Raw genomic sequence first — 26,591 nt, forward strand, 5'->3', positions numbered from 1 at the left:
CACCCGTGAAAAAAGGTGCTCTTTAGCCGGAATGTTTTGAAGAACGGTGAATGACCAGATCGGCCAGGGCCTGCAGGATCCAGTGATGCTCCCTGGGTGTACGACCCTTCTCCGTATCACCGGACGCAGATTTTTCGGCCGGCCTGGGTTCCGGGGGAACATCTTGGAACTCGCCTGCAGCCTTCACCAGTACCACCTGGCGCTCGTCTGGCTTCACCATGCCCAAGCGGGTGGTGGCCACGGCCTCCACCCGTTCCAGGGAGGATAGCCTGGACACTTCCTCGGCAAGACCCCGGGTCTCGATTTCCAGCTCGGCCAGCTCTTTTTGCATGCGGGTGATCTGATACCCGGTAATGAGTACCCGGGAGTAGAAAATTGAAATCAAGATACCCAATGCAAAAACGAGCAGGATCAGCAGCATTAATACCAGATGTTCCCGGGGCCGTGCTTGCGGCCGGGGATGACCCGCGGGGGTTAACCCTTTCCCGGGCGGGCTTTGGTGGTAAGGTTGTTCCTTGGCTACTATCAAAGCTTATTCACCCCCCGTGGCATTTAGAACCGGGCTTAATTTCTCTGCCACCCTTAAGCGGGCACTGCGGGAGCGGGGATTTAAATTTACCTCCCTTTCCGAAGGTGCCACCCCTCCGGGCGTAAGTACCCGCAGCACAGGCTTTTGCCCGCATATGCACTGGGGAAAACTGGGTGGACACACGCATGGATTGGCCAGCCGGCGAAATGAATTTTTGACGATCCGGTCCTCCAGTGAGTGAAAAGTGATCACCAGAATGCGTCCTCCTGGCAAAAGCAGGTCAACCGCCTGGCGCAAAGCTTCCGGCAGGATCTCCAGTTCCCGGTTTACGGCAATTCTTAAGGCCTGAAAGGTTCGCCGGGCCGGGTGGGGGCCGCTGCGCCTGCTTTTTGCCGGAATTGCTTCTTTGATTATTTCCACCAGCTGGGAAGTGGTTATTATGGGCTGGTGCTGTCTTTTCCGCACAATGAAGGAAGCGATCCTCCTGGCCCAGCGTTCCTCGCCATAGCGGGCAATGATCCCGGCCAGTTCCTCTTCTCCCAGGTTATTGACCAGGTCGGCGGCGGTGTGGCGCATGGCCGGGTCCATGCGCATATCCAGGGGACCCTCGTGGTGGTAGCTGAAACCCCGTTCAGGAACATCCAGTTGAGGAGAACTCACACCAAGGTCAAAGAGTATGCCCTCTACAGCCGGAATACCCAGTTCATCCAGGACCTGGGGCAGGTTGATAAAGTTTTCCCTTACCAGGGCGACCCGTTCCCCGTAAGGAGCCAGGTGCCGGGCGGCTGCTTCCAGGGCATGGGGGTCCTGGTCCAGGCCGATCAGGCGGCCGGCGGGGCTGCTCTTTTCCAGGATGGCTGCAGCGTGCCCCCCTCCCCCGACGGTGCAGTCCACATAGGTGCCCCCGCTTTGCGGGTTCAACCAGGCCAGCACTTCCTCCAGCAATACCGGTTGGTGAGTGAAGTTTCTTTCCTCCATCCCCTGATCTTCCCGCCCTGAAACCTCACGTCTCTTAAAGCACAATTTTTTCCGCAATTTCTTCCACCTGACCGGCTGCCTGGGAGTTATAGGCCTCCCACCGCTCGGCGGACCAGATCTCCACCCTGGCGGAAACACCAATCACCACTACGTCCCTTTCGATACCCGCGTATTCCCTTAAGTTTCCTGGAATAAGTATTCTACCCTGTTTATCTACCTCGCATTCACAGGCACCGGCAAAGAAAAAACGCACAAAGGCCCGGGCATCGGCCCTGGTCAAGGGTAAGGACCGCATTTTATTTTCCATTTCCGCCCATTCTTGAGGGGGGTAGGCGAAAAGGCATCCGTCCAAACCCTTGGTCAAAACGAATTTTTCGCCCAGGCCTTCGCGGAAGCGGGCTGGTATAATCAAGCGTCCCTTGGCATCAATGGTATGCCGGTACTCGCCTAAAAACATGCCGGGTGCCCCACTATGATCCACTTTAATTCCACTTTACTCCACATCTCACCACCCTAAATTCTCCAGAGAGAAATAAATTCCTGCAGGCTCACAAGAAAAAAATAAAAAAATAGCCAGCTTTTCTGGCTATGTCAATACTAATATTAAAGGAGCTATTTGCGTTGTAAACATTTTTGCCCTCTGGGAGGCTAACGCCCATACCAGACATGGACGTTTTCCAAGCCATAGGACAGAGATATTAACCTAATATTGGGGCAAATGGCTTATATATCCTTTACCACCCCTGTCAAAGGGCATACTTACCCTAACACCCCCTTGGGGGGGCGCCCTTCCCGTAGTGTAATTTCTCCGATTGGTCCTTCTCAGGCCGCCTTTACCAGGCTTCTCAAATTTATTCCTTGTTTTTGTCGTAGCCGGCCTACGGCCATCGCCAGCATCACCATCAGGGCCAGTGCACAACGCAGCTTCATCTTTTTCAGGCCCCGTATAAAATGCTTTTCAAATCCATAGACCTCATCCAGACGGGCATTTACCCTTTCCACGGCCGTACGCTTCTTATAGGTTGTCTTCCATTTGTAACTGGACCGCGCTAAGGGCGTGAAGACCCGCCGGTCTTCTGCCAGAGGAATACGCACTCCACCCGTTGCGGAACACTGCTCCATTCCCCGGCACTTCACCCCGTAGTGCCGGGCAGGACAGCGATATTTCAAGGTTCCCCGGTCCTTTTCAAATCCCCCGAAAGCCATCTCGCGACGCTTGTTTGTCTCGGGACAGTGGCAATAAACCGTTCCACAGTAATCGTAAACGATGTTCCCTTTACCGGTCACCAGCCGCGTCTCCTCGCCGTCCTGCCACATATTACGGATGTCAATCACGGGCTTGATCTGGTATTCGTCCCATAGTTTCATGGTTAGTTTGATGTCATCATAGGCTTTATCCGCCGCTAATGCCTCACAACGATCTATAATCTCCGGATTTTGTTCGACCACCCGTTCAATCAGCTTATGCCCCTCTTTCACGTCACTGGCTGATGCTCTTGTCACCGTAAAGCCTACGGGTAGCTCATATACAGCATCAACTATGAGATGAAGCTTGTAGCCAAACCAGGAAACTACTTTTTCCCACAGGGTACCGTCTTTTCTGCGCCCCCGGTACGTTTTCTTACCAAAGTCGGCATCAGTGTCGCGGCGCCCATCAGGCCTTTGAACCTTTTCTTCTTCATCCCGCTTTTTGCCCCGGGCCAGACTGTTAATAGCTTTACTGTCCAGGGCCAGCACCCGCCCGAAATCCGGTAACAGGGTACTTATTTCATCCACCAGCCGCGTAAATATTTTTTCCACTTCATCGGCGTGCTGCATCAGTTTTACTAACATGCGGCTGTATACATAAGAAGGTGGAACGGCATCCTCGCCCCGAGCTGGATCAAACCCACATAGTTCCCGCAACTGGGCATTCCGCTTAAGTTCCCGCCGCAGACTCTCAACAGACGTGTGCTGAAATACGACCCCGGCCAGGATTGAGTTCCAGACCGCTCGTACCGGGTAATCGTTGCGGCCGTGCCCACGTTCTCGCTCCAGCTTTTGTATCAGTTCCTCGTCGGGTAGATATTCGAGAACCAGGACCAGGCGTTCCAAATCACCCAGTTCGTCAATTTCCCGCCACCCAAAAAGTCGTTGTTGTGGTATAATAGCCATAAGGGAAACCTCCTCTGGTTCTTTTTTGGGGATATAAAAAAGAATTCGCCAGAAAAGGAGGGTTCCCTTCTTATTTCTCATCCTTTTTCGCTGTTCCTTTGTTTTTCTTCTTTGGGGTCAATTTTGCTAAAACGATATCTGCCCATGCCCACAACCCGCATAAAACCTGAACCGTGCCGGGGTAAAATATTTATGTCAATGCCCTAAAACGGCCTATTCATCTTTACTTCCGAACATCGCAATTAGCTCTAAAGAGGTATTGTTTCCCGCGCCCGTTCTTTAAACACCACCACCTCACGGTAGCCGGCAGCTTGCAACCATTGCCGTGCCTGATCCCAGCCGTAAGCAACGAGGTGGGGTTGGTGGGCATCGGAGCCCACGGTCACCGGAACGTGGTAGCGGCGGCAGAGCTTGAGGAAATCCAAAGAGGGGTAAATTTCCCCGGCGGGCACGCGCAAACCGGCCGTATTTACCTCCACGCACACACCGCCCTCGGCAAAGGCCCGGGCCGTCTCTTCGTAAAGCTCCTGCAAGTCTATGCGTGCCCGGTAACCAAACTTTTTGATTAAATCCGGGTGGGCGATGGCATCAAAAAGACCCGTGCGGGCCGCCTGCTGCACCAGTTGAAAGTACTGCCGGTATAATTCATCAATATCCCGCCGGATGTATTCCTCCACCAGGTCCGGGTTATCAAAACCCCAGCCGTCCAGGTAGTGCACCGAACCTAGAACATAGTCAAAGGGGTAACGGGAAAGGAGCACACCCAGGTGGTTTTCGTAACCCGGTATATAGTCGCACTCTATCCCCAGGTAGATGGTCAGAGCGGAACAGCTCTGCTTAAGCTTCCGGATTGACTCAACATACCGGGGCAACTCCTCCTCGTTCATGGCCAGTTCCGGGTCCCGCTGGCCGGGGGGCAGCCAGTACATGGGAACATGATCGGCAAAACCGATATGTTTAAGGCCCCGGTAGCGGGCCATAGCAATATACTCCTCCATATCTCCCGTGGCGTGCCCGCAACGGCTGGTGTGCAGGTGCAGGTCGGGCAGCATGATTAAAACGCCCCCTCACGAACCCGCTCCGACACTTGCCGGGTGAGACGGTAAATATGCTCGGCCAGTTCCAGGGCCAAAAGCCCGGTGCCGCAGGCAGGGGTAATCATGGACTGGCGGCGCAACAGCTCCGCCGGAATACCCCGCTCTACCAGTCCCCGGATAAGTTCTTTCCATCGCAACAGCAGGGATTCCGCGTCTTCACCAAAGGCCTTTTCAGAGGTGGGTACGATACCCCACGCAATGACCCCACCTCTTTCAATGAAGTCCCTTAATTCCCGGGCGTAAACAAACAGGGATGGTCCAAAGTTATAGGCATCCAAATTGATAATGTCCAGATCACATTCACAGAGGATGGACCAGTCTATGGCATCGCAGGAATGCACCCCGGCCAACCCGCCCGCCTGGTGAATAAAGTGAAAAATGGCGTTGAGATCGGTTTTGATCATTTCCCGAGTGATGGTAATATAAGTGAACTGGCCGTAGACGCTGATGGCCGGCTCGTCCACGAAAATGATGGGTGTCCGGTTAAGGTCGGCCAGGGTACGGGCCTGCCAGTAAGCGTGGGCAGCTAGGGTTTTTACCACCAGGTCCCGCAGCTGGTCCTCGTAATAGGCCACCCGGCCCCGGCGGTCCTTCAATTGAAAGGCAACGGTAAGGGGGCCGGCCAGGTGGCCCTTGAGATAAAGGGCCTCGCCCATATCCCTGGCCATTTCTTCCATGAAGGCATAAAAACCTGCCGCTGCCTCGCGGGGCAGGGCAAAGTATTCCAGGGCGGTGAGGTCTTTTTCTTCCACGGCCAGGTAGGCCGTATAAAAATTAGTGAGCCTTTCTGGCCAGCGGGGGTTTTCATCATCAAACACAGCCCGGTCATTTTCCATCAGCAACAACTCAAAGTGGACCAGAGGCTGTAAAAACTGGTACACAAAGCCCTCGACACCACCCCTTTGGGGCAGCTGGGGCCAGTGGGGGATAACGGGCATATTTTCTCTAATCAGGGGCAGGGCCTGTCCCGGGTCGGTATAGGGCAGGCTGCCAATACCTGTAGCTAAACCGCCGGGAGAAAAGGTCATCACAAATCCCTCCTTTAACAACGTAATTATATACCGACCTCACCCCGGCGTCCATGATTTTTTACCCCGCAAACAGGCGGGGCTAACGGCGGCTTCTTTTTTCGTGCAACATGCGTTTTAACTCGGGGAGCGCCTCCCTGGCGGCCTTTTCTCCCTGGGCAATGCAGTAAGCATTGCGGGAAAAGTCCCAGGGGGTAACCCCGGTGAGAACGGGGCGGATCACTACGTCGGCATAGTTTTCCAATTTGACCCGGGTAACCTCGCTGCCGATAATATCCAGCGATTGAGTGAGTAACTGGACCATATTTTCAATTGGCTTATAGTGCTCTCCTTCGTACCCCACATCTACTCCCACCACCACATCGGCGCCAAGAAGATGAAGCACTTCCACCGGTACATTTTCCCGCAGGCCGCCGTCGACTAACAGCCGGTCGCCAATTTTCTTCGGTTCAAACAGTCCCGGAACGGAACAGCTGGCCCGCACCGCCCGAGCCACCGGTACCCCGCGGATAAAAAAAATATCCTCGGGTGGAGGGCTGTGGTTGACATCTTCACTGACGAAAATAATACGGTGTCCGGTGTGAATATCCACCGAAGTAATGGCGAGCAACTTCCTCAGCTGGCGGAAGGTTTTCCGCTCCACCAGGCGTTCCACCCAACTTTCCAGCTTGCAACCCGACATTAACCCCAGGGGAGAAGGAAAGGGTACGGGCAAATGAAATAAATCGATGAGAACCTTAACGGCCATGGCTCCCAGGTTAACAAACATAGGGCCCAAATCGTAAATATCCTGGGGATTTATTTCCAGGGCCAGCTTTTCCATTTCCCGGATGCTCCAACCGCTGCAGTAAAGCGCGGCAACAATACTGCCCGCACTGGTTCCTGCTACCAGGTGCGGTTCAATCCCCTCGGCAGCCAACGTCTTCAAAACACCAACATGAGCTATGCCCCGTAAAAAACCGCCACCCAAAGCCAGTCCCAGCTTAACCCCGCCCCCCATGATCATCCCTCCTGGAGGATCAATCATACTATTTTCATGGTATGAGGAAAGATACCCGGCGGTTCCTGATGTTTCTCTCCTATAACCAAAGGACCGGCTGCCCTTTACTAAACTTTGCTGCTCCTCTCATGCCTCTTCTCTTAATTATAAAAAACCGGTTCCGCGTAACAGAACCGGCATCTTTAAAACTAAATCACCACTATTACAATAACCGCAATAAGTACAAGCACCAGCAGGAATACCCCGCCGACGATCCACCACGGGCTAATTTTTTTGATTGGGAAAGACTGTAGCCAATCTGTAAATATCCCTTCCAGCTTCATCGAAACCCGACACCCCTTGTTTTTTTAATTATCATATTATGGCATTGGCTAAATGGTTCCAGATAACAAGAGGTTACGGGTAATTTTTGATGATAAGGAACAACTTACCCGCTGGCTATAGGCCTCTATGCCAGAGAGAGGCAACCGGTCTTGCCATGGCCTGGCAATAAGCCTGGTGTGTTTCTTCGGCAATGTATTGCCAATTGTAAATGGTAATAACCTTGCGCCAGGCACGCCGGCACATTTCAACGGCCAGTTCAGGATAAAAGAGCAGCTGGGTGATATAATGGGCCAGCATGTCCGGTCTACCCGGCGGCGCCTTGTAACCATCTACCCCATGCTCTACAATTTCACCCAATCCACCGGTGTCGGCAACCACTACCGGAACTCTGGCAGCCATGGCCTCCAGAGCCACGATCCCAAAGGGCTCGTAAAGGCTGGGGAAGACCGCTACCCGGGCCATTTCCAAAAGGCGGTTGCGCCCCAGATCATCCACAAAACCCACAAACTGCACCTTCGGTGACAGCCCCAGTTCCTCAACACGACCCTTCAAGTACTCCTCGTAGGGGCCCCGGCCGGCCACCAGCAACCGGGTACCTTTAACCCGCTCCGAAATGGATGCCAGGGCCTCCAGGAGCACCTGCACTCCCTTTTCGGGCACCAGACGGCCCAGGAACACGATGTTCGGGTCCCGGTGGTACAGGTCCTTGCAATCCGGTTCTTTCGTCCTCCCATCGGTTAAACTGGCCGGATCCACCCCGTTGGGAATTACCTTTATCTTTTCCCGGTCCAGCTCAAAAAGACGGCATATCTCCTCAGCCATGTAATTGCTACAACAGATAACCAGGGCAGCCCCCTGGGTGAGCTGGTATTCCTTTTCGTGAATCCGGCGCTGCAGGTCGGTACGAATGCCCCTGTTCCGCCCGTACTCCGTGGCGTGGATGGTGGCCACCAGGGGAAACCCGTATTGTTCATGCAGGTGTTCACCGGCCGCCCCCACCATCCAGTCATGGGCATGGACCAGGTGCGGCGTCCCCCAGTCAGCGATGACTTGACAGGCGAGTTCGATCATGCCCCTGTTTAACTGTCCAACCCAGGTCAAAAAATCTTTGGCGTTAAGCTGCTCCGGCAGGAGCCGGTGCACGTGGACTCCCTGTTGGAGGGAATAAGCCTTCTCCCCGGCCACGGGACAGGTAATGACGTGCACTTCGTCCCCCAGGCGGGCCAAGGCCCGGGAAAGATCGTAAACATGCCGGGCCAGGCCACCCACAGTAGCAGGTGGATATTCCCAGGATAGCATTAAGATGCGCAAATGTGACCGGGTCCCCACGCACACGCCATTGTATCGCCGGTGGCGGCTGTAAATGCGGTAGTCCAGCTGGGGGAAAATGTTGTCCCTGTATTCCATTTCCTGGAGCGCCGCCTCGTCAATATACCCGTTTTCCAATTGCTCCGCCAGGAGGTTAAACCTGCCAATATGCTCGGTCAATCTTTTCCGGGCATAGTCCACGGCGGTTTCCATTCTAAGGATAAAGGCCCAGTCACTGCTTTGGGCTAAAAGCAATTCCCGGGCGGCCTGATTTAAGGCCCTCTTTTTCACGCCGGCGGCGTTCGGATGCAAGTCGGCCAGGTCGGCCATGGCGGCCTCGGCCCGGTGGAGGTGGCGGTAAATCCAGTCATTGCTTGGATTCAGCCAGACACGACTATAACCCCCTTCTCCCCAGCTGCTCATGGGCAGATCCACCACCTGCAAATCGGGGTGCAGGGACAGGTACTGGCCGGGAGTAATCATCTGGATAACATCCTGATCGAAGCAAGTTTTGCGGCAAAGCAAGTCTATCCATTGAGGACCTTCATACCACCAGTGACCAAACAATTCCGCGTCATAGGGAGCAACCACCAGCGGGGGACGGTCCATCTTTGCCCCGTGACGAAGCACCTGCTGTTGCCGGTGGTAAAGAAAGTGAGCGGCATGCTCCGCTGCCCGTTCTCGAGCCAGCTCTGGACGATAGGGCTCTTTGTGGGGACCAGGGCCGGTAATCCGGTAATACTTAAACCCGGTATCCACCCGGATGGTACCTCCCGGCAGGTAGGGGCGCAAATAGTCCAGATCCAGGTCATAACCAATATCCCGGTAAAACTCCCTGTAGAAAAAGTCGCCGGGATAACCCGTTTGCCTGTCCCAAACCTGACGGGAACTCTCCGGGTCCCGCCCAAAAACGGCCAATCCGTTGGCACAACTGGCCGGAGCAAAAACACCGTAGCGGGGAACGGGATCCGCGTACAGTAAGCCGTGGGTCTCAACAATGAAATAACTGATACCGAATTCTTTAAGCAACTCCTCCACGCCAGGTGCATATCCGCATTCCGGCAACCAGAACCCATGGGGAGGCCCGCCGAAAAGCCGTGCATAAAAATCCACTCCCACACCAATTTGTGCCTTCCTGGCCTCCCTGGTCTGTATTAGCGGTAAATATCCATGGGTAGCGCAGGTGGTAATTAGCTCCACTTTTCCTGACTTCTGCAAGGTCCGGAAGGCGCCAATCAGATCGCCCTGGTATTTATTTGTATATGCCCTTCGTACCTCCTTTAACTTTTCCAGATACATCAAAGCCAGGGGGTGCAGGCTGGCGTCTCCCGCGGTACGTCGGCACTCCGCCTCCCCCAGCTGGATCATTGCCTCCAGGTGGTTAAGATAACGTTCTTGAAGCAACGGATCGGCAAGCATAGCTAAAAGGGGCGGGGAAAGAGATATGGTCAGCTGAAAGGACACTCCGTCCCGGACCAACCCTTGCAGCACTTCCAACAGGGGGATGTAACACTCGGTTAGAGCCTCAAAGAACCAGCGTTCTTCCAGGCACTCGGGCATCTCCGGATGTCTTACAAAGGGTAAATGGGCGTGCAGCACTAGCGCCAGGTAGCCTGCGGCCATTGCGATGTTACCCCTTTCCAGTCAATAAGTTAGCTCCTATGCGATAAGTCTACTGAACTGTATCCTTCCCAAACAGCATTGCTCTCCCATTGTTCTTCTGCGGTATCTCTGTTTGTAGTGTTCTGAATAACTGTCTTCACCTTCAAAAACCGAACCATTCCCTCCACTCTCCGGGTACGGGGCGTAACGACCCGGTTGGAACGAAGCAGGGGATAAAATTCTCCCTCCGGCCCGTAATAACCGAGTTCGGCCTGGTAAGTTTGGTCCGGAAGCAGATCGCAAAAATACCAGTCGTTAGTAAAGGGGGGAAGAGACACTTCCTTTAAAACGTTACTCACCCGGTTCGACCCGGTAGTATAAATCCTTAAAAATAAAGAACGCCCTTCTCCCAGGGACTCCCACTGCCCCCGGGACAATTCCCAGTAACTGAAAATGACGGTGGGTTCCTGTACCATCAGAACCAGCCTGTTTTCATTGTAGTGCCGCGGCAGTTCCATGCTAAAATACCCCCCTCGTGTATATCTGGGAAAAGTTCGGTATCACTATCATACTCCACCAGCTTGTACCAATACAACCATCTCAAGTCAACTTTAATGTAAAATTTACAAGCGCTCATTCGATTCGTGACTTTTTTCACATATGTAGGCAAAAAACAGCTCTTTACCGCTAACTTTTTGTACCCTGTATAACAACCCCTCGTTAATATTGGAAATGCGTTCGTTATATCCATCATAGTACACAGTCGGGGGCCGGTGCAACCTCCAGGAAATAACTTTAAGTAGCTGCTGCTAATAGCCATGTTTAATTGTGAGATTTTTCACTCTCCTGCAAAAAAGTCCTCTTTTGCGGACCCTTAATCCTCCTTAACTGCACATTTCTTACAATATCCGAAAAATTTTAACTCGTGGTCGGTAATGGTGAAGTTATAGGCTTCCGTAACCCGTTTTTCCAGATCTTCCAACAAATCTTCATTAACCTCTATAATTTTTCCGCAACCGGTACAGACGAGATGATGGTGATGGTGTCCTTCTCCCCGCTCACCACCAAACTCATAGCGTTTGCGTCCGTCCCCGAAATCAATGCTGTGGATAATATCAAAATCTAAAAAGAGTTCTAAAGTGCGGTAAACTGTGGCCAGTCCCACGTCGGGAGCTTTTTGTTTAACCAGATTATAAATCTCCTCCGCACTTAAATGTTTGTCTTTATTTTCCAAAAGCACGCGCAGGATATGCTCCCGGCGCGGCGTAAGTTTAGAGTCGCCGGCCCGGAGTTTTTCCTCCACCTCGTTAATGACTCTTTGCATCCGGAGCTCACCCCGCCATTAAGCCCTTTGTGTAAGTATAATGAACATACAGAAAAAAGTCAATGGCAGCTTGAAAACTGGCTTAGCGTAAATATGGCGGGTAGCGCAACCGCCGGCGCCGGCGGCGCACCATAATGGTCCTTAAGCGCAAAGCCACAACAAATACAATCGCACCCAGAAGCCAGGCAAACCAACGCCTGGTCGCACTGATCTCTACGGCCCGAGCCGATAACAACTCCACCCGCCCTAGCTCTTTACCCCCGGCCTGGGTAAAAACCAGTTCCCCCACCTTTTGCCCTGTGGACAGAGGTGCCCGTAAATCCTGGCGCATAACGATTTTCCGCTCAAAGGATGGCTTTTCACCGGCGGGAAAATTAATATAAAAACTGTTCCCGGTAATGGCCTCAACTTCTTCAGCACCACCGGGCACGGAAAAGGAAGATACCTTCTCCCCCTTTTCCACCAACCTGACAGGCTTAAAGGCGGAAAAACCATAGTCAAGCAGGACCCGGGCATCACTGTAAACAGCGGCCCCCTGACTGTTCAAAATCACGGCAATTAATTCCCGGTTATCGCGTTGGGCGGCGGCCACCAGGCATTGCCCCGCCTCAACGGTATAACCGGTCTTAACCCCGATGGCCCCTTCATAACGGGAAAGAAGCCGGTTGTGATTCCAGAGGTGCTCCTGGGGAGGTCCTTTACTTCTGTCCGCATCCGGCCGCCGGATCTGCTTCAAACGGGTGGACACAATGGTTCTGAAGGTAGGATTTTGCATGGCATACCGGGCAATCAGGGCCAGGTCGTGGGCAGTAGTATAATGCCGGGGGTCGGGCAGACCGCTGGGATTCTGGAAACTACTTGCCCGGGCTCCGATTGAGCGTGCCTTTTCATTCATTAAAGCAGCAAAAGCAGGGACCGAACCGGCTACATGTTCGGCAATGGCTATAGCCGCATCATTGGCTGAAGCCAGCAACAGCGCATACAGGAGGTCCTCCATGGTGAGCCTCTCGCCTTCCTGCAAGCCGATGGCAGATCCCTCAACCCGGGCGGCTTCCCGGGAAACAGTAACCACTTCATCCAGGCGGGAATGTTCCAGGGCTATAATGGCCGTGAGAATCTTAGTAGTACTGGCCGGATACATGGGCGAGCTGGCATTTTTCTGGTATAGAACCTGCCCGTTCCGCGCGTCCATCAGCAAAGCCGCTTCCCCTAATGTTTGCGGTAGTGACGCCGCTTGGGCAGCTTGGGAAAATAAAAGCAAAAGGCAACAAAAAAAGGTTGTCCACAGGCGCCGCATGGTTTACCCCCGTACGATGTTCCCTAAATGAACAACTTTTGAACAAAACAAAGGTTGGTGCAAAAAATAACGAGAGCGACTTTATTATATTGAAATTTTAAGGTGATTTCAACAGAAAGTACAATCTAAGTTTTGCCCAGAGGGACATACTAAAAACACTATCGAGAAAGGAGGGATCAAAAGGAAGAAGATGGACATTCAAGGAATGGAATTTGCCGACCTGAACGATATCCAGCTTAGCCAGCTACAGGAAGTAGAGAGAAAATTAAATGCCGGACGGCAGGGCAAGGAAATAATTCTTTTAGCCTTCACCCGTAAATCTTAAAATAAAGCTATTTTCGTGAGGGTGGGAAATTTCCCCACCCAAACTTTTTGCCCCCGTAGGCCTCCCCTTGCACACCCTTCCAAATCTACCGTTTTTACGGTATAATGAAGGAAAATCTCGACTCAGGGGGCTACACGGCCGTTGCTGCCGGCAAACCTTACCCGCCAGGAATGGATACTGCTGGTCATCCTCTTTACTACGGAATTTGCCAGGGGAGCCTTTTTCCTTTCCTTCCTCCCCATATATGCCGTTAAGCACCTGGGCCTGTCCATAACTGCGGCTGGTTTTGCGGTTTCCGCCCATTATTTTACCGAAACTGCCTCCAAAACTGCCGCCGGCTGGCATTTCGACCGTACGGGCAGGCCGGTGTTGCTGATTGGTTTAATTACCGGCCTGGCGTCCCTGATGGCCATGAAACTGTGGCCTTTACCCGTTATTCTAGTGGGTGCCTCAGCCCTTTTGGGCCTGGGCATGTCCCCTGTCTGGCTGGGAGTAATGAGTGAGGTGGCCCCGGTTGAGATGCCCGGCCGGGCCAGCCGCGTCGGTCTGGTTTTTGCCGCATGGTTGGCCGGGGCCGGCGCCGGGCTGGTAGCCGTAAATTTCATCTTACACAGGGGATTTGAGCCGGCCTTTTCCATGATCATCATCCTGTGGCTGGTTTCCGTAGTTCTTACCCTGTTTATTTTACCTTCCAGGGGTCGCCGCGAAAAGCAAACCAGGCAGGGTATTTTTCTTTCCCTTGCCCGCCTGGCAACCAATCCAGCAGTAACACGGATCTTAATCCCGGGAATGTTTTTACAAACCTTTTGCGCAGGTCTTTTGTTACCCGTACTGCCCCTTTTTGCGCAAAACCAGCTGGGCTTAAGTTATAACCAGTACGGCCTTTTGCTTCTAGCAGGTGGAGGAACCGCCGTGCTTGGCCTCCTTCCGATGGGAATGGTATTGGGCCGCCTGACCCTGAATAGCCTTTTAGCCGCCGGGTTTGGATTAAGCGCCCTTTGTCTGGGTTTACTTGCCGTCAGCCACGGCCCCCAAAGTGCCTTTCCCCTGGCTATCTTGCTTGGTCTTTCCTATGCCGTAATCCTGCCAGCCTGGAACACCTTGCTGGCCAGGGTTATCCCCCCGGAGCGACAGGCTACGGGGTGGGGTGTTTTCGCCACCGTTGAGGGTTTGGGAGCAGCCATTGGTCCGGCCCTGGGCAGCCTGGTGGCCAGGTACGGAGGCATCACGGCTCCTATCATGCTGGCAACGCTGCTCCTTATAACCGTAGCTATCTTTTACACTTTTTACCCTCTGGAAAAATTTCTTGTTAAATAACAATTATTTTCTCAAGATTTTCTTTTAGCTGGAGAGAAGAGCATGACGCAATCCCTGTTTAAAATAATCACTTTTCTCCTGGGGATATATGCCCTCTTACCCACCGCCCTGGCGCGCCTTTGCCATATCGGGGTCATCTGGCAGGGACCCCGGGGCGGTAAGCGGGTAGCCATTACCTTTGATGACGGCCCCGATCCCGTCTATACTCCCCAGGTTTTAGACATCTTAAAGCAATATAAGGTACGGGCATGCTTTTTTGTACTCGGTCACAAGGCCAAAGCTCATCCGGAATTGATCACCAGAATGACTGCCGAAGGGCACGAAGTGGCCAGCCACGGCTTTCGCCATCATTTTCCCTGGTTTTTAGGGCCCCGGGCTATGATCAGGGAAGTAAGGGAAGCCAGCCGGGTAATCGCGGAAATCACCGGCCAGCCGCCGCGCCTGTACCGGCCGCCCTGGGGTTTATTTAACCTTTTCTCACTGCTCCACAGTTACCTGTTTGGCCAGCGGGTGGTATTATGGTCTTTTATGAGCTGGGACTGGGGACGCCGCTGTACCCCCGAATCCATAACCCGCCAGGTTCTTTCCCGTGTGCGAGAGGGCTCGATCCTGGTTTTCCACGACAGCGATGATACTCCGGGGGCAACCCCGGGAGCACCTGCAAAAATGCTGGCGGCCCTGCCCTTAATTATAGAAGGGCTGCAACAGCGAGGGCTATCCGTCGCCCCGCTAGCAGAACTGTATTTGCCCCAGGAAAATTTCTGGAGCCGCCTGGGGCAAAGGATGGACTCTTTTCTTACACGTTTATTCGGTATAAAGGAGCTGTACTTTGACGGCCGCCCCACCCTCTTTCGTCTCCGGATGAAGCGTTATCGCGGCAGGCCCCTGGCTCTATCCGATGGGACACTTTTACGACCCCGGGATCCCATTGCCGAACTTCACCTGAACAATGAAATGCTCAAAGAAATCACCCGGACCGGAAAAAGCCCGGAACGGATTGCTCTGCTTACTTTAAAAGAAGTAAAGCGTTCCCTTCCCGCCCTTGCCCGTTGGGTGCAAAGTACACCCCAGGGGAAAAATATCCGGGCTGTAGTTGGGTTAACGATGCTTTACCGAGGAACGGAACGCCTGGGTTTTACCGTCAGCGAGCCTCCGGCCATCATTAAAAGCCTGGCCACCTGGTATCAGGGCTGGCTTTTGAGCCTTTATCACTCCGAGGGCCGGTTACGCCTGCACCGGCATAAGGAAAAGCTTTCCCCGAAAATCGTGGCTATGGGGAGGGAAGAACTGCTCCGCCGTTATTTACGGGTAACAGAAAATGACCCCGGCCGGCGGCAACACTTGACGGGGTAATATGGTGGTCGTGCCCGCAAAACCACGCTAGAGCGAAGCCAGCTATCAGCTTTTTTAAAGGTTCTAACTTAAAGCTCTTCACACAAAATAAAAGATATAACCGCGGCAGGAATTTGTTTGCTCAAAAGAGAATTTTTTAAATAATAAACTGGCAGGCTCAATACGCTTTTCGTCCTTGATTTTGCCCCGGGCTGCACAAGGAGGTAAACATAATGAACCTGGCCCTGAGGCTGGCCGAAGTCGGCCGGCTTTTCCCCGATCACGAAGCCCTGGTTTTTCACGATCAACGCATACCCTATGCCACCCTTAACTACTGGGTTAACCGTTTTGCCAACGGCTTAAAAAAGTTAGGGCTGGCGCCTGGTGAACGGGTGCTCATAGCGTTGGAAAATTGCCCCGAATTCGTGGTTTCCTTTTACTCAGTCATAGGTGCAAGGGGCGTTGCCGTTCCCATTGATCCCCTTTATACCATTCATGAAGTAGCTGTTATTGCCCGGGACGCTTCCCCTGCCCTTGTCATTTGTAACTCGGCAAATATCTCCATATTTACCGAACTCGCCAGGAAACTCCCTATTCCCCGGGGCTTCATTGTTACAGATGCTGCAAAAACTATTCCAAATGCCTATTCCTATGAGGAATTGCTGGTATCGTCTCCCGCCGACGACCCTGCCCGGCCCAGAGAAAGGGATGACGTGGCGGAAATACTTTATACTCCCGGAAATACCGGTAAGCCCAAGGGAGTGATGTTAACCTACGGCAATCTTTACAGTAACGCGTTCACCTTTGCCCGCTTGTGCGGGTTCACCCCCCAGGACCGGACCCTGCTAGTAGCACCGGCTTACCACTCGGCGGCCCAAACCTGTGTACTACACGCTTCCCTGGTCGCCGGGGCCACGGTGGTCATCCATGAAAAATGGCCTGGAGCCCGCGCGGTCTTACAAACCATCCAGGATGAAAAGATCACCTTTTTCTTTGGCCCGCCTACCATGTATGTGTTGCTGCTGGAAGAACCGCAGGCCGAGAACTTTGATCTAAGCTCCTGGAAAATTGCCTTTTGCGGTGGCGCTCACCTGCCCGTTCAGGTTTTCCACGCCTTTGAGAAAAAGTTTGGCCTGCAGATTACGGAGGGTTACGGCCTTACTGAAACTTCCCCGGTAGTATGCTGCAACCCCGTGGTTGGTGTCAAAAAACCGGGTTCCGTCGGCCCCCCCATTCCGGGCGTGGAGGTAAAAATTGTAGATTATGAGGATCAACCCCTACCTGCCGGTCAGGTGGGAGAAATCGTGGTCCGGGGGCCAAACGTAATGAAGGGGTACTTTAACCAGGAAGAAGAAACCCAAAAGGTGCTCCGCAACGGCTGGCTGCATACGGGAGACCTGGGTTATATGGACGAAGACGGCTATGTATTCATCGTTGGCCGTAAAAAGAACGTGATTATCCGTGGAGGATTAAACATCGATCCCCGGGAGGTCGAAGAGGTTCTCTACCAGCATCCCCAGGTTTTCGATGCCGTTGTTGTAGGTGTCCCCGATCCCGTGATGGGAGAAGAAGTGACGGCCCTGGTCATGCCCCGGGGCCACGAAAGACTTGACCCTGCGGAATTACAGGCCTTCTGTGCCCAGAGGCTAGCCCCTTATAAGGTACCCCGTAAAATACAGTGTATCGAAGGCTTGCCCAAAACAACTTCCGGAAAACTTTTAAGGAAGGAAGTAAAAAGGATGTTAGAACATATGCAGGAAAATACCCCTTCCTGAAGGAAGGGGTATTTTTCAGCGCAATTGTGGGGGTTTTTCGGCAAGGATTAAGGGAACATAGCGGGCCCGGCCGTTACGATAGATTTGCAGCACCACCCGCTGACCCACCTTGCTCTTCTGGATGATACTCACCACATCATCGGGGTTTCCAACCTTCTGGTTATCCACCTGTAAGATCACATCCCCCTGCACCAATCCCGCATTATCTGCCGGGCTGCCCGGGATAACACCTACCACCAGCGCCCCTGCTGCCGCCGGCAGTTCCAGATAAGCAGCAATTTCTTCAGTTACGGGCTGCATCTGCACGCCTAACCAGGGACGCCCCTTTCCATTACCCTGGAGGAGCTGGTTTAAAACCTCCTTGACTGTGCTGGTGGGAATGGCAAAGCCAATACCCTGGGCCTGGGCTACAGCAGTGTTAATGCCCACCACTTCACCATTGAGATTCAAGAGCGGGCCGCCACTGTTACCCGGGTTAATGGAGGCATCGGTTTGCAAAAGGTTTTTGTAGCGCCGGTTTTCCACCGTAACCGGCCGGCCTTTGGCACTGATCACCCCTACCGTTACTGTGTGATCCAGCCCGAAGGGATTGCCAATGGCGATCACCCAGTCTCCCACACGGATTTTATTGGAATCCCCCATCTTCAAAGTGGGCAGGGACTTGCCGGCATCAACTTTTAACACGGCCAGGTCCAGGTCGTAGTCGGCACCGACTACCCTGGCCGGCAGGGGCTGGTCGAATCCCTGGATGGTTACGGTTATCTTTTGGGCTCCGTCGATTACGTGCTCGTTGGTAAGAATGTAGCCGTCCTGGGACATAATAAAGCCGGAACCAATGCCCCGTTCCTCCCGGGGCTGGGATTGAAACCCAAAGGGTCCACCAAAAAATTGCCGGAAGAAAGGATCGTCAAAGAAAGGATCCACCCGCCCGCTATTCCGGATCTTCACCGTATCGATCTTCACCACGGCCGGCCCGGCCTTGGAAACAATATCAGCCACCGTACCGGGGCCGACACCGGGCATAGCGTTGGCCACGTTATTGACCTGGGGTATCCCGTCTTTTTGCGGCTTGAGATCGTTAACCAGCAAACAACCACCGGCAAACATTACACCGGCCACAAAGGCCGCCAGCGCAACAAAGGCCAGGGTCCGCTTCCAGTTTTGCACGCATTTTCACACTCCTTTCGCCTCAACAATATGATAATCCATCAAGAGGCAAGAAACAACAGGGTTCAGGGATAATAAGTCACTTATTTGGGTTGTTTCGCGTAAAGGAACAGAAAATTGCTTCCCCGGTCTCGGTGTATAAAGAAAAAAACTCTGGTCAGACCGGATATTTTTGATTTTCGACTACCTCCACCAGTGGTTCTATATTTTTAAGAGATGTTCCCTCATAGTCCTCAATGCGCCCGGCATCGGCCAGTTTGGCCAACTCCGGGTCCACGGGTAAAACGGCCAGCAAGGGCAACCCTGTTTTACTCGCCGCATCTTTTACACTACCGTTACCAAAGGGTTGAATTTTTTCGCCACAATGGGGACAAGCGATATAACTCATGTTCTCCACCAGCCCCAGGATGGGAATACAGGCCTGCCGGGCCATTTTGATGGTTTTGCTTACCACCATCATGGCTAGATCCTGGGGGGAAGAGACTGCCACCAGTCCATTCAAGGGTAGCGATTGCATTACTGTCAGGGGAACGTCCCCGGTACCCGGAGGCATGTCCACAATTAAGTAATCCAGCTCGCCCCAAGCTACATCGCTCCAAAATTGTTTTACCGCACTGGCAAGGATAGGACCGCGCCAGATTACGGGATCGTCCTCTTGAGGCAGGAAAAGGTTCAATGACATAACTTGAATACCCAGTGACGTTTTCACCGGTAAAATATAGTTCTTGAACTGTTCAGGACGGTCAACCAGCCCGAAAATTTTAGGAATACTGGGACCGGTAATGTCCGCATCCAGGATGCCAACCTTATAACCCCGGCGGGCCAGGGCAACGGCCAACAGGGCGCTGACCGATGACTTGCCCACCCCTCCCTTTCCGCTCATTACGGCAATAACCTTTCTAATATCACTGGCTTCGTTTTGGGGCAAGAAGGAAGAACCGGTACATTGTCCTGTGTTGCACCGCCCGGCACCCTTGTCATTACAACTGCATTTTGTTTCGTCCATTTCCACAATCCCTCGCCTCGTTAGTATTTTTTCTTACATAAAAGTTTAGCATATTTTTTCCTAAGAGGCCAGGGTTACCCCCCTCCCCCTCAGTGATTCAGAATTTAACACTATCTGTGGCACGCCTTTCCTATCCCCTCCGGAACACTTTCTCTTACTTTTCAATGCGGTCCAGCAGGCGGTTCAAAACCGTTGCCAGTTCACCCCAGGTAACGGCTGCATTGGGAGCATGGTCACCGGTAATAAGGCCGCGTTCCTTCAAACGTTTAATTTCCTCACCGGGATCCCAACCGGTGCGTTTTTTCAAACCTAGAGCCCGTGCAAGACCCCCGGTGATGGCAAATGCCAGATCCCGCAGAAAAACCGCATCGGCAAGACAGGCGGCATCCTGGGGGTTATCTATAAAAAGATTTTCCAGAAGTACAGCTGGCATCGTTGTCTTCCTTAGGACGGCAAAATTGGCCCTCTTCAAACCCCGGTCGGGGAAGCCCCGCCCAAGGTAAAATTTGGCCACTTCCCGGTGCAGCGTATTTGCCATTGATTGGCTTTCCTGCGAGGCGTCGGGATGAATGTAACTTTCAAAACCGCTCCCTCCGCCTGAGTTAACATGCAGGGAACAAAAGAAATCAGCCTTGTGGTGGTTGGCCAGGTTTGCCCGGGCATCCAGGGAAACATAAACATCACTGGTGCGGGTGGGAATAACCTTAACCTGGTAATCCTCTAAAAAGGACAGCACCTGACGCCCCAGGGTTAAAACCACGTCTTTTTCTTGCAGGCCAGAACCAACAGCCCCGGGATCCCGGCCACCATGCCCGAGATCCAAAACGATCACCATAGGATTCACCCGGCTCAACTGGGAGCGGGAAGACACCTCCCTTTTTTACCATACTCGCGTAAAGGTTAGCCAGGCTGGTCACCCTTGCGCCCCAGGGGAACTTCCCTGTTCCCTTAAAACAGGTTTTATGCCGGCTTAATCCAATCTATTCAATGGTGAAGCTAAAAGATAATCATAAACGCCTTTTGTTAAAGAATGCCCCCAAACGTATGTTTCCAAGGACTATTATAAACCTGGTGTACACCCCGGTCAATGGAAAAAATGGCTTGCTCGCCCTCCTGTTGAAAAGAAGCCGGTCTTAATCCGGAGAAAATGCTTGCCGATGGGATCTACGGCACCGGTGAAAACCGCCGTGCTCTTCGGGAAGAAAGATGTCAGCTGGTGGCCCCTCCCCATCCGAAAGCCATTGCCGAAGACCTGGCCAACGGGAAATTTATCCACAATCCACAGGAAGAGACCGTTACCTGTCCGGCTGGGATTACCACCGCCCATAAAACGTATAACGGGGAAAGTGAATCCTGGATTTACCGTTTCCCGAAAGAAGCCTGCAACAACTGTTCGCTCAAACAGGACTGCACCAAAAACAAGAATGGGCGCACCATTTCAGTGAGCAAGTATTATCAGGAACAGATGGAAGCCCTGGAATACAGCCGCAGTGAAGAATACAAGGCTGAAATTCGCCAGCGCTGCCCTATCGAGGGTAAGGGCAATGAGATGGTTCGTCATCATGGCTTGCGCCGTGCCCGGTACTGGGGGACCAAAAAAGTTGGACTCCAGGCCTTCCTTACCGCCCTGGCCGTGAATCTGAAAAGATGGGTAAACATAACTCTGAACAAGATAAAGGATAAGGTGAAGTTATCCACAGCTAGTACGGTCACAGTTTCAGCATGACCGGTAGAGGGTTAGTCTGCCCTTTTTGGTCTGAATAGCTGGTAACACGGAGGATGAGGTGGCAATGGATACCAGCTCTAATAAGTCGTCCGCTTCGAGGCGAACTTTTATGACGAACTCTTGCACATTTTTTGATGCCATGCGCTCACCCCCTCTTGGACCTCTTCGATAGGGACCTTGAGTTTCAATGGGTTCACCTCCCTAAGCTGGTTATTACTCGGTCCCGGTGGCGTCAAGGATGGCCATCTTTTGGTTATCTCGGTCGTTGCTAACGACCATATTGCTGAAAAAAATCTGGCGTTACACCCAGCGCCTGAACTAGTATCCGTAAAGTTTCCACGGACAGATTACACCGACCTTGTTCAAGATCACAAATAAAGCTACGGGAAAGCCCTGTAGATCGTGCGCGGAGAGAATAATTTCGTTGTTTCCGAAGTTGCCGGAGCTTGGTGCTAATCATTGACGGTACCTCCCTTCTTGATTTTATTGTACGTGTACAACGACCATTTGCAAAACGTGTTGGCCGCCTTTACCGACCATATAAATCAAATTATTCTCCTAAATCTTGACCATGCTTCTTTTATTATAGATTTACATGGTAGCTAAAAACGACCACATAAAATCTATACATAGAGAATGGTCGGGGTTATAATTAAAGTGTACGGGCACACCGAACAGGAGTAGGTTAAAATGGAAGTCAAAATGGAATCCATTGGTATAAGACTTAAGAGGTTGCGAGAAAAAAAGGGATTGTCTTTACGAGCTCTCGGGAGAGCTGCACACATATCTCACTCTTTTATCAAGGATATAGAAGCTGGGCGTAGCAAACCATCCTTGGACACTTTATTGGCACTGGCCCAGGCTTTAGGGGTTTCTATTTCCGATATTACTGGAGAATCGGAACAGAAAATTGAGTCCAACGGTTTTTCTGATAACCATCCCCAACCCGACCCTTCCACCCCCTCCTGGTGGCACCGGGACACCCCGCCCACTGACGTGGAGTTGGAGGAATTCCTGTATAAAGCCAACATCTACTTTGATGGCGCACCCTTGAATGAAGAGGATAAGGAGGATATCATTACCTACCTCAAGGTTAAGTGGGAACGGGAGAAGCGCAGAAGGGAAAAAGAGAAGGAACAGAAAAATTTGTGAAGGTGGTAAATAATGGCATACCAGTTTAACGTCCGGTTAATACCCGAAAATGATGGCAGGTGGACCGCAGAAGTGCCCGCTCTCCCGGGGTGCGTTACCTGGGGGAACACGAAAGAGGAAGCCCTTGAGCACATTAGGGAGGCTATTGAATTGTACCTGGAGGTGATGCTCGAAGAGGGCAGGCAAATTCCTGAAGATCAAAGCACGTACACGAGGATTGAGGTCGCCATATGAGCCACCTGCCGCAGGTTACCGGAGAAGAGTTGATTCGCGCCCTTCAGCGTTTGGGTTTCTATGTTCACCGTAAAAAGGGCAGCCACCGTTTCTTGAAACACAAAACCGACCCCAACCGCTTTCGCTTGTCGCTGTCCACAAAGGAGAAACCATCCCACCAGGCACGCTTACAAAAGTCCTCCGCACGGCAAAAGTTTCAGTTAAAGAGTTAAAACAGTACCTTTAGAAGAAACCTGCTGCCTTCATAACGGTAGCAGGTTTCGCCTTTAAATAAACAATATGACATTATTCGACATGGCTCACATGGACAAGCGGGTGGTTCCGTAAACTATATCAAGAAACTGGTACAACAAGTGATAGAGGAACATGGTACCAGCAACCCCTACCGCCTGGCACAGGAAATGGATATTGATATTGACGAATTCCCTTTCCGTCAAATTAAGGGCCTGATCCTTGAAATAGCCGGGAGGGTTACTATTGTTCTCAACTCTAACCTTCCGGAATGGTTGAAACGTTTTGTGTTAGCCTACGAACTGGGGCACCGATTACTATCACCACGGGGGGTGGGATACCTTTTCCTTGCGGAACACACTTTAATGGAATCAAAGGTTGAATATGAGGCCAACAAATTCACCGTGGAGCTGCTCACATAGGGAGAAGAACCAGAAATAGACGAAACTATAGAACAATATGCGGCCAGGGTGGGGGTGCCGGTGGAAATGATGCGGTACAAGGTAATTTGGTAGGTGTTAGGCTAATTTACCAAATAAGGAGCTTTTGCTCTTGATTAATTCAATTTTTATAAGGAGGATTATTGTGAACAAGGAAACAAATGCCGACAAGAAAAAAACAGGGGTGCATTGGTTGCCTGGTAATTGTAGCGATCCTTTTAGTTATCGGAATTATAGTTGAAAGCTGCTCCGATGGTAATTCTACAAAAGATACCAGCCAAACAACTGCTCAACTATTTAACTGGCAGACCGTAGATGTAAATGAGGATACTATCAAGGACGCCCTATCATCAAAGCCACCTGTTAACCCGGTACCTTATAACAGCAATTTCCATAACAACATAACAAAAATAGAAATTATGAATCATGCCGAAAAAGAGGGTCAAAAAAACAGTTTCCGTTTTTTACAAAGCTGACACCGCATGGGATGAAACGGATTTTGTGGTACAGCAATCGTAGCGAGCAGCATTCTCTTCAAAAATCCCAAAATTGATACATTGGCCATATTTGCAGAAACAGAGTTTACCGACCAGTATGGCAATAAAAATACTAGCACGGGGGCAAAGATTGTTATAACCCGGGACATAGCAGATAAGATCGACTGGAAAGGGCTTGCTGAAAGGCATGTTACTGATCCAGGAAACATATACCGTATTGCCGATAACTACAGTATCCACCCCGGGATAAGAAAGAATTTAAAACTAAACGAGGTAGAGCTGCGTTAAAAACTACCCGGCTCCGCGCCAGGAAATTATTCAACCAGCCAGTATTATAATTGCCCTCGTTAGGCATGGCCACCGCGCTATGACGTTTACTGGGACTCTAGGAACAGGACAAGATATAAAGAAGGTGGCGGGAGCAGGCATGAAGTCGTCTTTGGTGAGGGACCTGATCGAGACGCAGATAGAAGTTGCAAAAAGGCTAAGGGGATAAAACCTCTTACCCCGTTGGGGGAAGGGGGTTTTGTGTTTTATGGGGGATTCGACAGGATATGACAATGTTTTCTTTATTTTAACTAAAAGGGAAAGAATTAGTTTAATCGAATTATTAAAAAAGAAAAAATCCTGGGTCCCCCACCCAGGATAAAAATTGGAACCATTCCCTACCGTAGGTTGGCACCGATACCGAATGGATACTTTTCAAGTGCTTTCACTGCTGATTGGTTTCGGTATGCTGGTGGTAGCCATCATGAAGCGGTAAACCACCGCATACCAGAAACCGGGCTAGTAATCATAGTATACGCAGTTTAGTTGTTCCTTATGCACCAGGTTATACCAACTGTCCCTTGCGGTTGTGCAGGCTTGTCAAGAGGTGGTTTCCCCCAACCACCTCAGCACTGCCGGCGACGGCAAATACCCTACCTAAAGTCCATGGGCCTACGGTTTGGCAAGTGAGCACAACTCAAGTGACAGTGTAAATGTCGAATTATGTCGTAAATAACTTAATAATTATAGCAGGAAATTTTAAATTTTTGTAGTATAGTAATGGTACATCAGCAGTGAGAGAGTAAAAAGAAAAGTATCTAAGGTATCGTATTTCAAAGGGAGGCTGATATTCCTTTGGAAATGCGTACCACCTGTAGCCGATTGCTATCAAGCACTGGATAAAAACCAAGAATTAAAAGGAGGCAGTCCTGCTTTATTGGGGGACAAGCAGGTTCTGCCTCACTTTCTTTTTCGCCTCTGAATGCTTGAAAAATTCAGATCAACAACTACCCGGCCCCGCGCCGGGAAAATTTTCAACCGGCCATCCAAACGCAAGTACGAAGAGGTGATCCCATGCCCGGCCACCCGGAAAGACGCAGTGATAAGAGCTGGACCATCATCATAGAGCTTGGCCGCGACCCGGTAACGGGTAAGCGGAAACGGTTCAAGCGTGCTTTTCGGGGCACAAAGAAGGAAGCGGAAAAGGAGCTGGCTCGACTGCTGGCGAAATCGAGAAAGGTACTTACGTGGAACCAACCAAACTTACTTTTGGCGAGTATCTCCTCCGCTGGATAGACGATTACTGCCGCCTCAACCAAGCGCCTTCCACATTTGACAGTTACCAGCGAATTATCAAAAAGCATGTCATCCCCGCCCTGGGTGCTATCTCCCTGGCGAAGCTACAGCCCATGCACTTGCAGGGCTATTACTCCGAAAAACTAGGTATCCTTTCCCAGCGGACGGTTCAGTATCACCACCGGGTAATCCGGGAAGCCCTAAATCATGCTGTCAAGTGGCAGCTTATCCCACGTAACGTGGCTGATGCAGTACAGGCTCCCAGGGCGAAGAGACCGGAGATAAGCGTGCCAGGATTGCAGGAAATCCAGAGGCTATTGGAAGCGGCACACCTATGCCCTTATATGCACGGCCATATTCACCGGCATGCGCAGGGCTGAGCTCCTGGGTCTGCGGTGGTAGGACGTGGACACCAATACGGGCACCATTTCCATACGCCAGACGCTCCAGCAATTGCCCGGGCAGGGGTTTATTTTTACGGACCCCAAGTCGCAGAAAAGCTGCCGGCAGATCCTAATCCCACCGGTTCTGATGGATGTCCTGAAAGAACACCGGCGCAAGCAGCTAGAAAACAGGATGCGCCTGGGCGAACGATACCAGGACCACGGCCTGGTTTTTCCCCGAACTGACGGGCGGCCAGAGGACCGTCCAACATAAGCCACTGGTTAAAAGCCCTGGTGGACAGGCTGGAGCTTTCCGGCCTGCGCTTCCACAACCTGCGCCACCTGCACGCCACCATCCTCCTGGCCCAGGGGAGTTCACCCGAAAGTGGTCCAGGAGCGGCTGGGCCATCAAACGGTTATCCTCACCTTGGACACCTATTCCCACGTAACTCCCACGATACAAAAGGAAGTAGTGGAGAAACTGCAAAATTTATTTGGGCACCAAACGGGCACCAAAAAAGCTTAGCGGGCACCATTTTTCAGATGCCCGCTATATCGCGGAAGCCTTGATTTTTCTGGTGCCGGAGACCGGACTTGAACCGGTACGGGTGCATAACACCCCCGGGATTTTAAGTCCCGTGCGTCTGCCTGTTCCGCCACTCCGGCAAGTACCGGCAAGCATATCTTAGCACAGCGGATGTAATCTTGTCAATGGCATCGGTTCTTCCTTTACCACTTTTCCCCTTGCCTTCGGCTGTTAATTAAAATATAATGAGTTTTAGGATAATAAAAATATCAAATG

The 26,591-nt window shown here is 51.8% G+C and carries 30 protein-coding genes and 1 tRNA gene; 14 read left to right on the forward strand and 17 right to left on the reverse strand.

All coding sequences use genetic code 11. The features are described 5' to 3' along the window. Positions 1 to 22: 22 nt before the first annotated feature. The 12 genes from ftsL to G7K71_RS02170 all read right to left on the reverse strand — a co-directional run bounded on the left by ftsL (position 23) and on the right by G7K71_RS02170 (position 12,641). The gene (gene ftsL / locus G7K71_RS02120; protein WP_166343140.1) at positions 23 to 529 is read right to left on the reverse strand and encodes a cell division protein FtsL; all 507 of its coding nucleotides are present in this window, start codon (positions 527 to 529) and stop codon (positions 23 to 25) included. 3 nt (positions 530 to 532) lie between these two features. Further along, a complete protein-coding gene (gene rsmH, locus G7K71_RS02125) occupies positions 533 to 1,507 on the reverse strand; it encodes a 16S rRNA (cytosine(1402)-N(4))-methyltransferase RsmH (protein WP_166343142.1) in 975 nt (324 codons plus the stop codon). A gap of 34 nt (positions 1,508 to 1,541) precedes the next feature. Next, positions 1,542 to 1,964, reverse strand: a complete 423-nt coding sequence (gene mraZ / locus G7K71_RS02130; protein WP_041282825.1) for a division/cell wall cluster transcriptional repressor MraZ — start codon at positions 1,962 to 1,964, stop codon at positions 1,542 to 1,544. A gap of 365 nt (positions 1,965 to 2,329) precedes the next feature. Beyond that, positions 2,330 to 3,661, reverse strand: a complete 1,332-nt coding sequence (locus G7K71_RS02135; protein WP_166343144.1) for a transposase — start codon at positions 3,659 to 3,661, stop codon at positions 2,330 to 2,332. Positions 3,662 to 3,909: 248 nt separating this feature from the next. Next, positions 3,910 to 4,713 (reverse strand): histidinol-phosphatase HisJ family protein, encoded by an 804-nt coding sequence (locus G7K71_RS02140; RefSeq protein ID WP_166343146.1) that lies wholly within the window; start codon positions 4,711 to 4,713, stop codon positions 3,910 to 3,912. A gap of 2 nt (positions 4,714 to 4,715) precedes the next feature. Next, positions 4,716 to 5,786 (reverse strand): hypothetical protein, encoded by a 1,071-nt coding sequence (locus G7K71_RS02145; protein WP_166343148.1) that lies wholly within the window; start codon positions 5,784 to 5,786, stop codon positions 4,716 to 4,718. Positions 5,787 to 5,868: 82 nt separating this feature from the next. Further along, positions 5,869 to 6,786, reverse strand: coding sequence for a patatin-like phospholipase family protein (locus tag G7K71_RS02150; RefSeq protein WP_166343150.1), 918 nt, complete (start codon positions 6,784 to 6,786; stop codon positions 5,869 to 5,871). 188 nt (positions 6,787 to 6,974) lie between these two features. Further along, positions 6,975 to 7,109: a hypothetical protein gene (locus tag G7K71_RS19725; protein ID WP_279286266.1), complete on the reverse strand. Its 135-nt coding sequence runs from the start codon at positions 7,107 to 7,109 to the stop codon at positions 6,975 to 6,977. A 115-nt stretch (positions 7,110 to 7,224) separates the two neighbouring features. Then, the gene (locus G7K71_RS02155) at positions 7,225 to 10,041 is read right to left on the reverse strand and encodes a 1,4-alpha-glucan branching protein domain-containing protein (RefSeq protein WP_166343152.1); all 2,817 of its coding nucleotides are present in this window, start codon (positions 10,039 to 10,041) and stop codon (positions 7,225 to 7,227) included. A 29-nt stretch (positions 10,042 to 10,070) separates the two neighbouring features. Further along, on the reverse strand, positions 10,071 to 10,538 hold the full coding sequence (locus tag G7K71_RS02160; protein WP_013822239.1) for a DUF4912 domain-containing protein: 468 nt from the start codon (positions 10,536 to 10,538) through the stop codon (positions 10,071 to 10,073). 356 nt (positions 10,539 to 10,894) lie between these two features. Then, entirely contained in the window at positions 10,895 to 11,344 is a 450-nt protein-coding gene (locus G7K71_RS02165; RefSeq protein WP_166343154.1) for a Fur family transcriptional regulator, read from the reverse strand. A gap of 82 nt (positions 11,345 to 11,426) precedes the next feature. Then, a complete protein-coding gene (locus G7K71_RS02170; protein ID WP_013822237.1) occupies positions 11,427 to 12,641 on the reverse strand; it encodes a D-alanyl-D-alanine carboxypeptidase family protein in 1,215 nt (404 codons plus the stop codon). Between the two features lie 190 nt (positions 12,642 to 12,831). Between G7K71_RS02170 and G7K71_RS19730 the strand changes: the two genes are divergently transcribed. The 4 genes from G7K71_RS19730 (at position 12,832) to G7K71_RS02185 (ending at position 17,390) form a co-directional block, all read left to right on the forward strand. Next, a complete protein-coding gene (locus G7K71_RS19730) occupies positions 12,832 to 12,966 on the forward strand; it encodes a hypothetical protein (RefSeq protein WP_013822236.1) in 135 nt (44 codons plus the stop codon). 141 nt (positions 12,967 to 13,107) lie between these two features. Next, on the forward strand, positions 13,108 to 14,283 hold the full coding sequence (locus G7K71_RS02175; protein ID WP_013822235.1) for an MFS transporter: 1,176 nt from the start codon (positions 13,108 to 13,110) through the stop codon (positions 14,281 to 14,283). Positions 14,284 to 14,325: 42 nt separating this feature from the next. Then, the gene (locus G7K71_RS02180; protein ID WP_013822234.1) at positions 14,326 to 15,636 is read left to right on the forward strand and encodes a polysaccharide deacetylase family protein; all 1,311 of its coding nucleotides are present in this window, start codon (positions 14,326 to 14,328) and stop codon (positions 15,634 to 15,636) included. Positions 15,637 to 15,848: 212 nt separating this feature from the next. Then, complete coding sequence (locus G7K71_RS02185) at positions 15,849 to 17,390, forward strand: class I adenylate-forming enzyme family protein (protein WP_166343156.1); 1,542 nt, start codon at positions 15,849 to 15,851, stop codon at positions 17,388 to 17,390. Between the two features lie 15 nt (positions 17,391 to 17,405). Here the strand turns inward: G7K71_RS02185 and G7K71_RS02190 are convergent, their stop codons facing one another. The 3 genes from G7K71_RS02190 to G7K71_RS02200 form a co-directional block, all read right to left on the reverse strand. Beyond that, positions 17,406 to 18,557 (reverse strand): trypsin-like peptidase domain-containing protein, encoded by a 1,152-nt coding sequence (locus G7K71_RS02190; RefSeq protein WP_313884864.1) that lies wholly within the window; start codon positions 18,555 to 18,557, stop codon positions 17,406 to 17,408. 157 nt (positions 18,558 to 18,714) lie between these two features. Further along, on the reverse strand, positions 18,715 to 19,563 hold the full coding sequence (locus G7K71_RS02195) for an Mrp/NBP35 family ATP-binding protein (protein ID WP_013822231.1): 849 nt from the start codon (positions 19,561 to 19,563) through the stop codon (positions 18,715 to 18,717). A 154-nt stretch (positions 19,564 to 19,717) separates the two neighbouring features. Then, a complete protein-coding gene (locus tag G7K71_RS02200) occupies positions 19,718 to 20,398 on the reverse strand; it encodes an N-acetylmuramoyl-L-alanine amidase (protein ID WP_013822230.1) in 681 nt (226 codons plus the stop codon). 312 nt (positions 20,399 to 20,710) lie between these two features. On the opposite strand from G7K71_RS02200, the gene G7K71_RS02205 reads away from it, so the two are divergent. After that, positions 20,711 to 21,289, forward strand: coding sequence for a transposase (locus tag G7K71_RS02205; RefSeq protein ID WP_166343158.1), 579 nt, complete (start codon positions 20,711 to 20,713; stop codon positions 21,287 to 21,289). 268 nt (positions 21,290 to 21,557) lie between these two features. Here G7K71_RS02205 and G7K71_RS20150 read toward each other — a convergent pair whose 3' ends face one another. Beyond that, a complete protein-coding gene (locus tag G7K71_RS20150) occupies positions 21,558 to 21,749 on the reverse strand; it encodes a helix-turn-helix transcriptional regulator (RefSeq protein WP_166343160.1) in 192 nt (63 codons plus the stop codon). A 242-nt stretch (positions 21,750 to 21,991) separates the two neighbouring features. On the opposite strand from G7K71_RS20150, the gene G7K71_RS02215 reads away from it, so the two are divergent. The 9 genes from G7K71_RS02215 to G7K71_RS19205 all read left to right on the forward strand — a co-directional run bounded on the left by G7K71_RS02215 (position 21,992) and on the right by G7K71_RS19205 (position 26,063). After that, entirely contained in the window at positions 21,992 to 22,441 is a 450-nt protein-coding gene (locus G7K71_RS02215) for a helix-turn-helix domain-containing protein (RefSeq protein ID WP_279286287.1), read from the forward strand. A gap of 12 nt (positions 22,442 to 22,453) precedes the next feature. Beyond that, entirely contained in the window at positions 22,454 to 22,675 is a 222-nt protein-coding gene (locus G7K71_RS02220; protein ID WP_166343164.1) for a type II toxin-antitoxin system HicB family antitoxin, read from the forward strand. Beyond that, positions 22,672 to 22,887, forward strand: coding sequence for a type II toxin-antitoxin system HicA family toxin (locus G7K71_RS20155; protein ID WP_166343166.1), 216 nt, complete (start codon positions 22,672 to 22,674; stop codon positions 22,885 to 22,887). Before G7K71_RS02220 ends, G7K71_RS20155 begins: the two co-directional genes overlap by 4 nt. Before the next feature lie 141 nt (positions 22,888 to 23,028). Further along, a complete protein-coding gene (locus G7K71_RS02230; protein WP_166343168.1) occupies positions 23,029 to 23,328 on the forward strand; it encodes an ImmA/IrrE family metallo-endopeptidase in 300 nt (99 codons plus the stop codon). A gap of 179 nt (positions 23,329 to 23,507) precedes the next feature. Continuing rightward, a complete protein-coding gene (locus tag G7K71_RS02235) occupies positions 23,508 to 23,822 on the forward strand; it encodes a hypothetical protein (RefSeq protein WP_166343170.1) in 315 nt (104 codons plus the stop codon). A gap of 712 nt (positions 23,823 to 24,534) precedes the next feature. Continuing rightward, the gene (locus tag G7K71_RS20160) at positions 24,535 to 24,606 is read left to right on the forward strand and encodes a putative holin-like toxin (RefSeq protein WP_395858263.1); all 72 of its coding nucleotides are present in this window, start codon (positions 24,535 to 24,537) and stop codon (positions 24,604 to 24,606) included. A gap of 578 nt (positions 24,607 to 25,184) precedes the next feature. Then, positions 25,185 to 25,406, forward strand: a complete 222-nt coding sequence (locus tag G7K71_RS19195; RefSeq protein WP_243174530.1) for an Arm DNA-binding domain-containing protein — start codon at positions 25,185 to 25,187, stop codon at positions 25,404 to 25,406. Continuing rightward, entirely contained in the window at positions 25,358 to 25,786 is a 429-nt protein-coding gene (locus tag G7K71_RS19200) for an N-terminal phage integrase SAM-like domain-containing protein (protein ID WP_313884865.1), read from the forward strand. The genes G7K71_RS19195 and G7K71_RS19200 overlap by 49 nt, the downstream gene beginning before the upstream one ends. A gap of 25 nt (positions 25,787 to 25,811) precedes the next feature. After that, complete coding sequence (locus G7K71_RS19205; protein ID WP_243174532.1) at positions 25,812 to 26,063, forward strand: hypothetical protein; 252 nt, start codon at positions 25,812 to 25,814, stop codon at positions 26,061 to 26,063. A 302-nt stretch (positions 26,064 to 26,365) separates the two neighbouring features. Here the strand turns inward: G7K71_RS19205 and G7K71_RS02245 are convergent. Beyond that, positions 26,366 to 26,455, reverse strand: a tRNA-Leu gene (locus G7K71_RS02245). Positions 26,456 to 26,591 lie beyond the last annotated feature (136 nt).

The sequence above is a fragment of the Desulfofundulus sp. TPOSR genome (genome assembly GCF_011393055.1).
GTDB lineage: Bacteria > Bacillota > Desulfotomaculia > Desulfotomaculales > Desulfovirgulaceae > Desulfofundulus > Desulfofundulus kuznetsovii.

What these genes read in the sequence shown, in the direction of transcription:
- rsmH (WP_166343142.1), bottom strand. Translation starts at nt 1,507, where the DNA reads ATGGAGGAAAGAAACTTCACTCACCAACCGGTATTGCTGGAGGAAGTG.
- G7K71_RS02235 (WP_166343170.1), top strand. Translation starts at nt 23,508, where the DNA reads ATGCCGACAAGAAAAAAACAGGGGTGCATTGGTTGCCTGGTAATTGTA.
- G7K71_RS02140 (WP_166343146.1), bottom strand. Translation starts at nt 4,713, where the DNA reads ATGCTGCCCGACCTGCACCTGCACACCAGCCGTTGCGGGCACGCCACG.
- G7K71_RS02145 (WP_166343148.1), bottom strand. Translation starts at nt 5,786, where the DNA reads ATGACCTTTTCTCCCGGCGGTTTAGCTACAGGTATTGGCAGCCTGCCC.
- G7K71_RS02170 (WP_013822237.1), bottom strand. Translation starts at nt 12,641, where the DNA reads ATGCGGCGCCTGTGGACAACCTTTTTTTGTTGCCTTTTGCTTTTATTT.
- G7K71_RS02150 (WP_166343150.1), bottom strand. Translation starts at nt 6,786, where the DNA reads ATGGGGGGCGGGGTTAAGCTGGGACTGGCTTTGGGTGGCGGTTTTTTA.
- G7K71_RS02195 (WP_013822231.1), bottom strand. Translation starts at nt 19,563, where the DNA reads ATGGACGAAACAAAATGCAGTTGTAATGACAAGGGTGCCGGGCGGTGC.
- G7K71_RS02155 (WP_166343152.1), bottom strand. Translation starts at nt 10,041, where the DNA reads ATGGCCGCAGGCTACCTGGCGCTAGTGCTGCACGCCCATTTACCCTTT.
- G7K71_RS02215 (WP_279286287.1), top strand. Translation starts at nt 21,992, where the DNA reads ATGGAATCCATTGGTATAAGACTTAAGAGGTTGCGAGAAAAAAAGGGA.
- G7K71_RS02200 (WP_013822230.1), bottom strand. Translation starts at nt 20,398, where the DNA reads ATGGTGATCGTTTTGGATCTCGGGCATGGTGGCCGGGATCCCGGGGCT.
- G7K71_RS20155 (WP_166343166.1), top strand. Translation starts at nt 22,672, where the DNA reads ATGAGCCACCTGCCGCAGGTTACCGGAGAAGAGTTGATTCGCGCCCTT.
- mraZ (WP_041282825.1), bottom strand. Translation starts at nt 1,964, where the DNA reads ATGTTTTTAGGCGAGTACCGGCATACCATTGATGCCAAGGGACGCTTG.
- G7K71_RS02185 (WP_166343156.1), top strand. Translation starts at nt 15,849, where the DNA reads ATGAACCTGGCCCTGAGGCTGGCCGAAGTCGGCCGGCTTTTCCCCGAT.
- G7K71_RS02160 (WP_013822239.1), bottom strand. Translation starts at nt 10,538, where the DNA reads ATGGAACTGCCGCGGCACTACAATGAAAACAGGCTGGTTCTGATGGTA.
- G7K71_RS02135 (WP_166343144.1), bottom strand. Translation starts at nt 3,661, where the DNA reads ATGGCTATTATACCACAACAACGACTTTTTGGGTGGCGGGAAATTGAC.
- G7K71_RS02220 (WP_166343164.1), top strand. Translation starts at nt 22,454, where the DNA reads ATGGCATACCAGTTTAACGTCCGGTTAATACCCGAAAATGATGGCAGG.
- G7K71_RS02205 (WP_166343158.1), top strand. Translation starts at nt 20,711, where the DNA reads ATGCTTGCCGATGGGATCTACGGCACCGGTGAAAACCGCCGTGCTCTT.
- G7K71_RS20150 (WP_166343160.1), bottom strand. Translation starts at nt 21,749, where the DNA reads ATGATTAGCACCAAGCTCCGGCAACTTCGGAAACAACGAAATTATTCT.
- G7K71_RS02165 (WP_166343154.1), bottom strand. Translation starts at nt 11,344, where the DNA reads ATGCAAAGAGTCATTAACGAGGTGGAGGAAAAACTCCGGGCCGGCGAC.
- G7K71_RS19195 (WP_243174530.1), top strand. Translation starts at nt 25,185, where the DNA reads ATGCCCGGCCACCCGGAAAGACGCAGTGATAAGAGCTGGACCATCATC.
- G7K71_RS02180 (WP_013822234.1), top strand. Translation starts at nt 14,326, where the DNA reads ATGACGCAATCCCTGTTTAAAATAATCACTTTTCTCCTGGGGATATAT.
- G7K71_RS19725 (WP_279286266.1), bottom strand. Translation starts at nt 7,109, where the DNA reads ATGAAGCTGGAAGGGATATTTACAGATTGGCTACAGTCTTTCCCAATC.
- G7K71_RS19730 (WP_013822236.1), top strand. Translation starts at nt 12,832, where the DNA reads ATGGACATTCAAGGAATGGAATTTGCCGACCTGAACGATATCCAGCTT.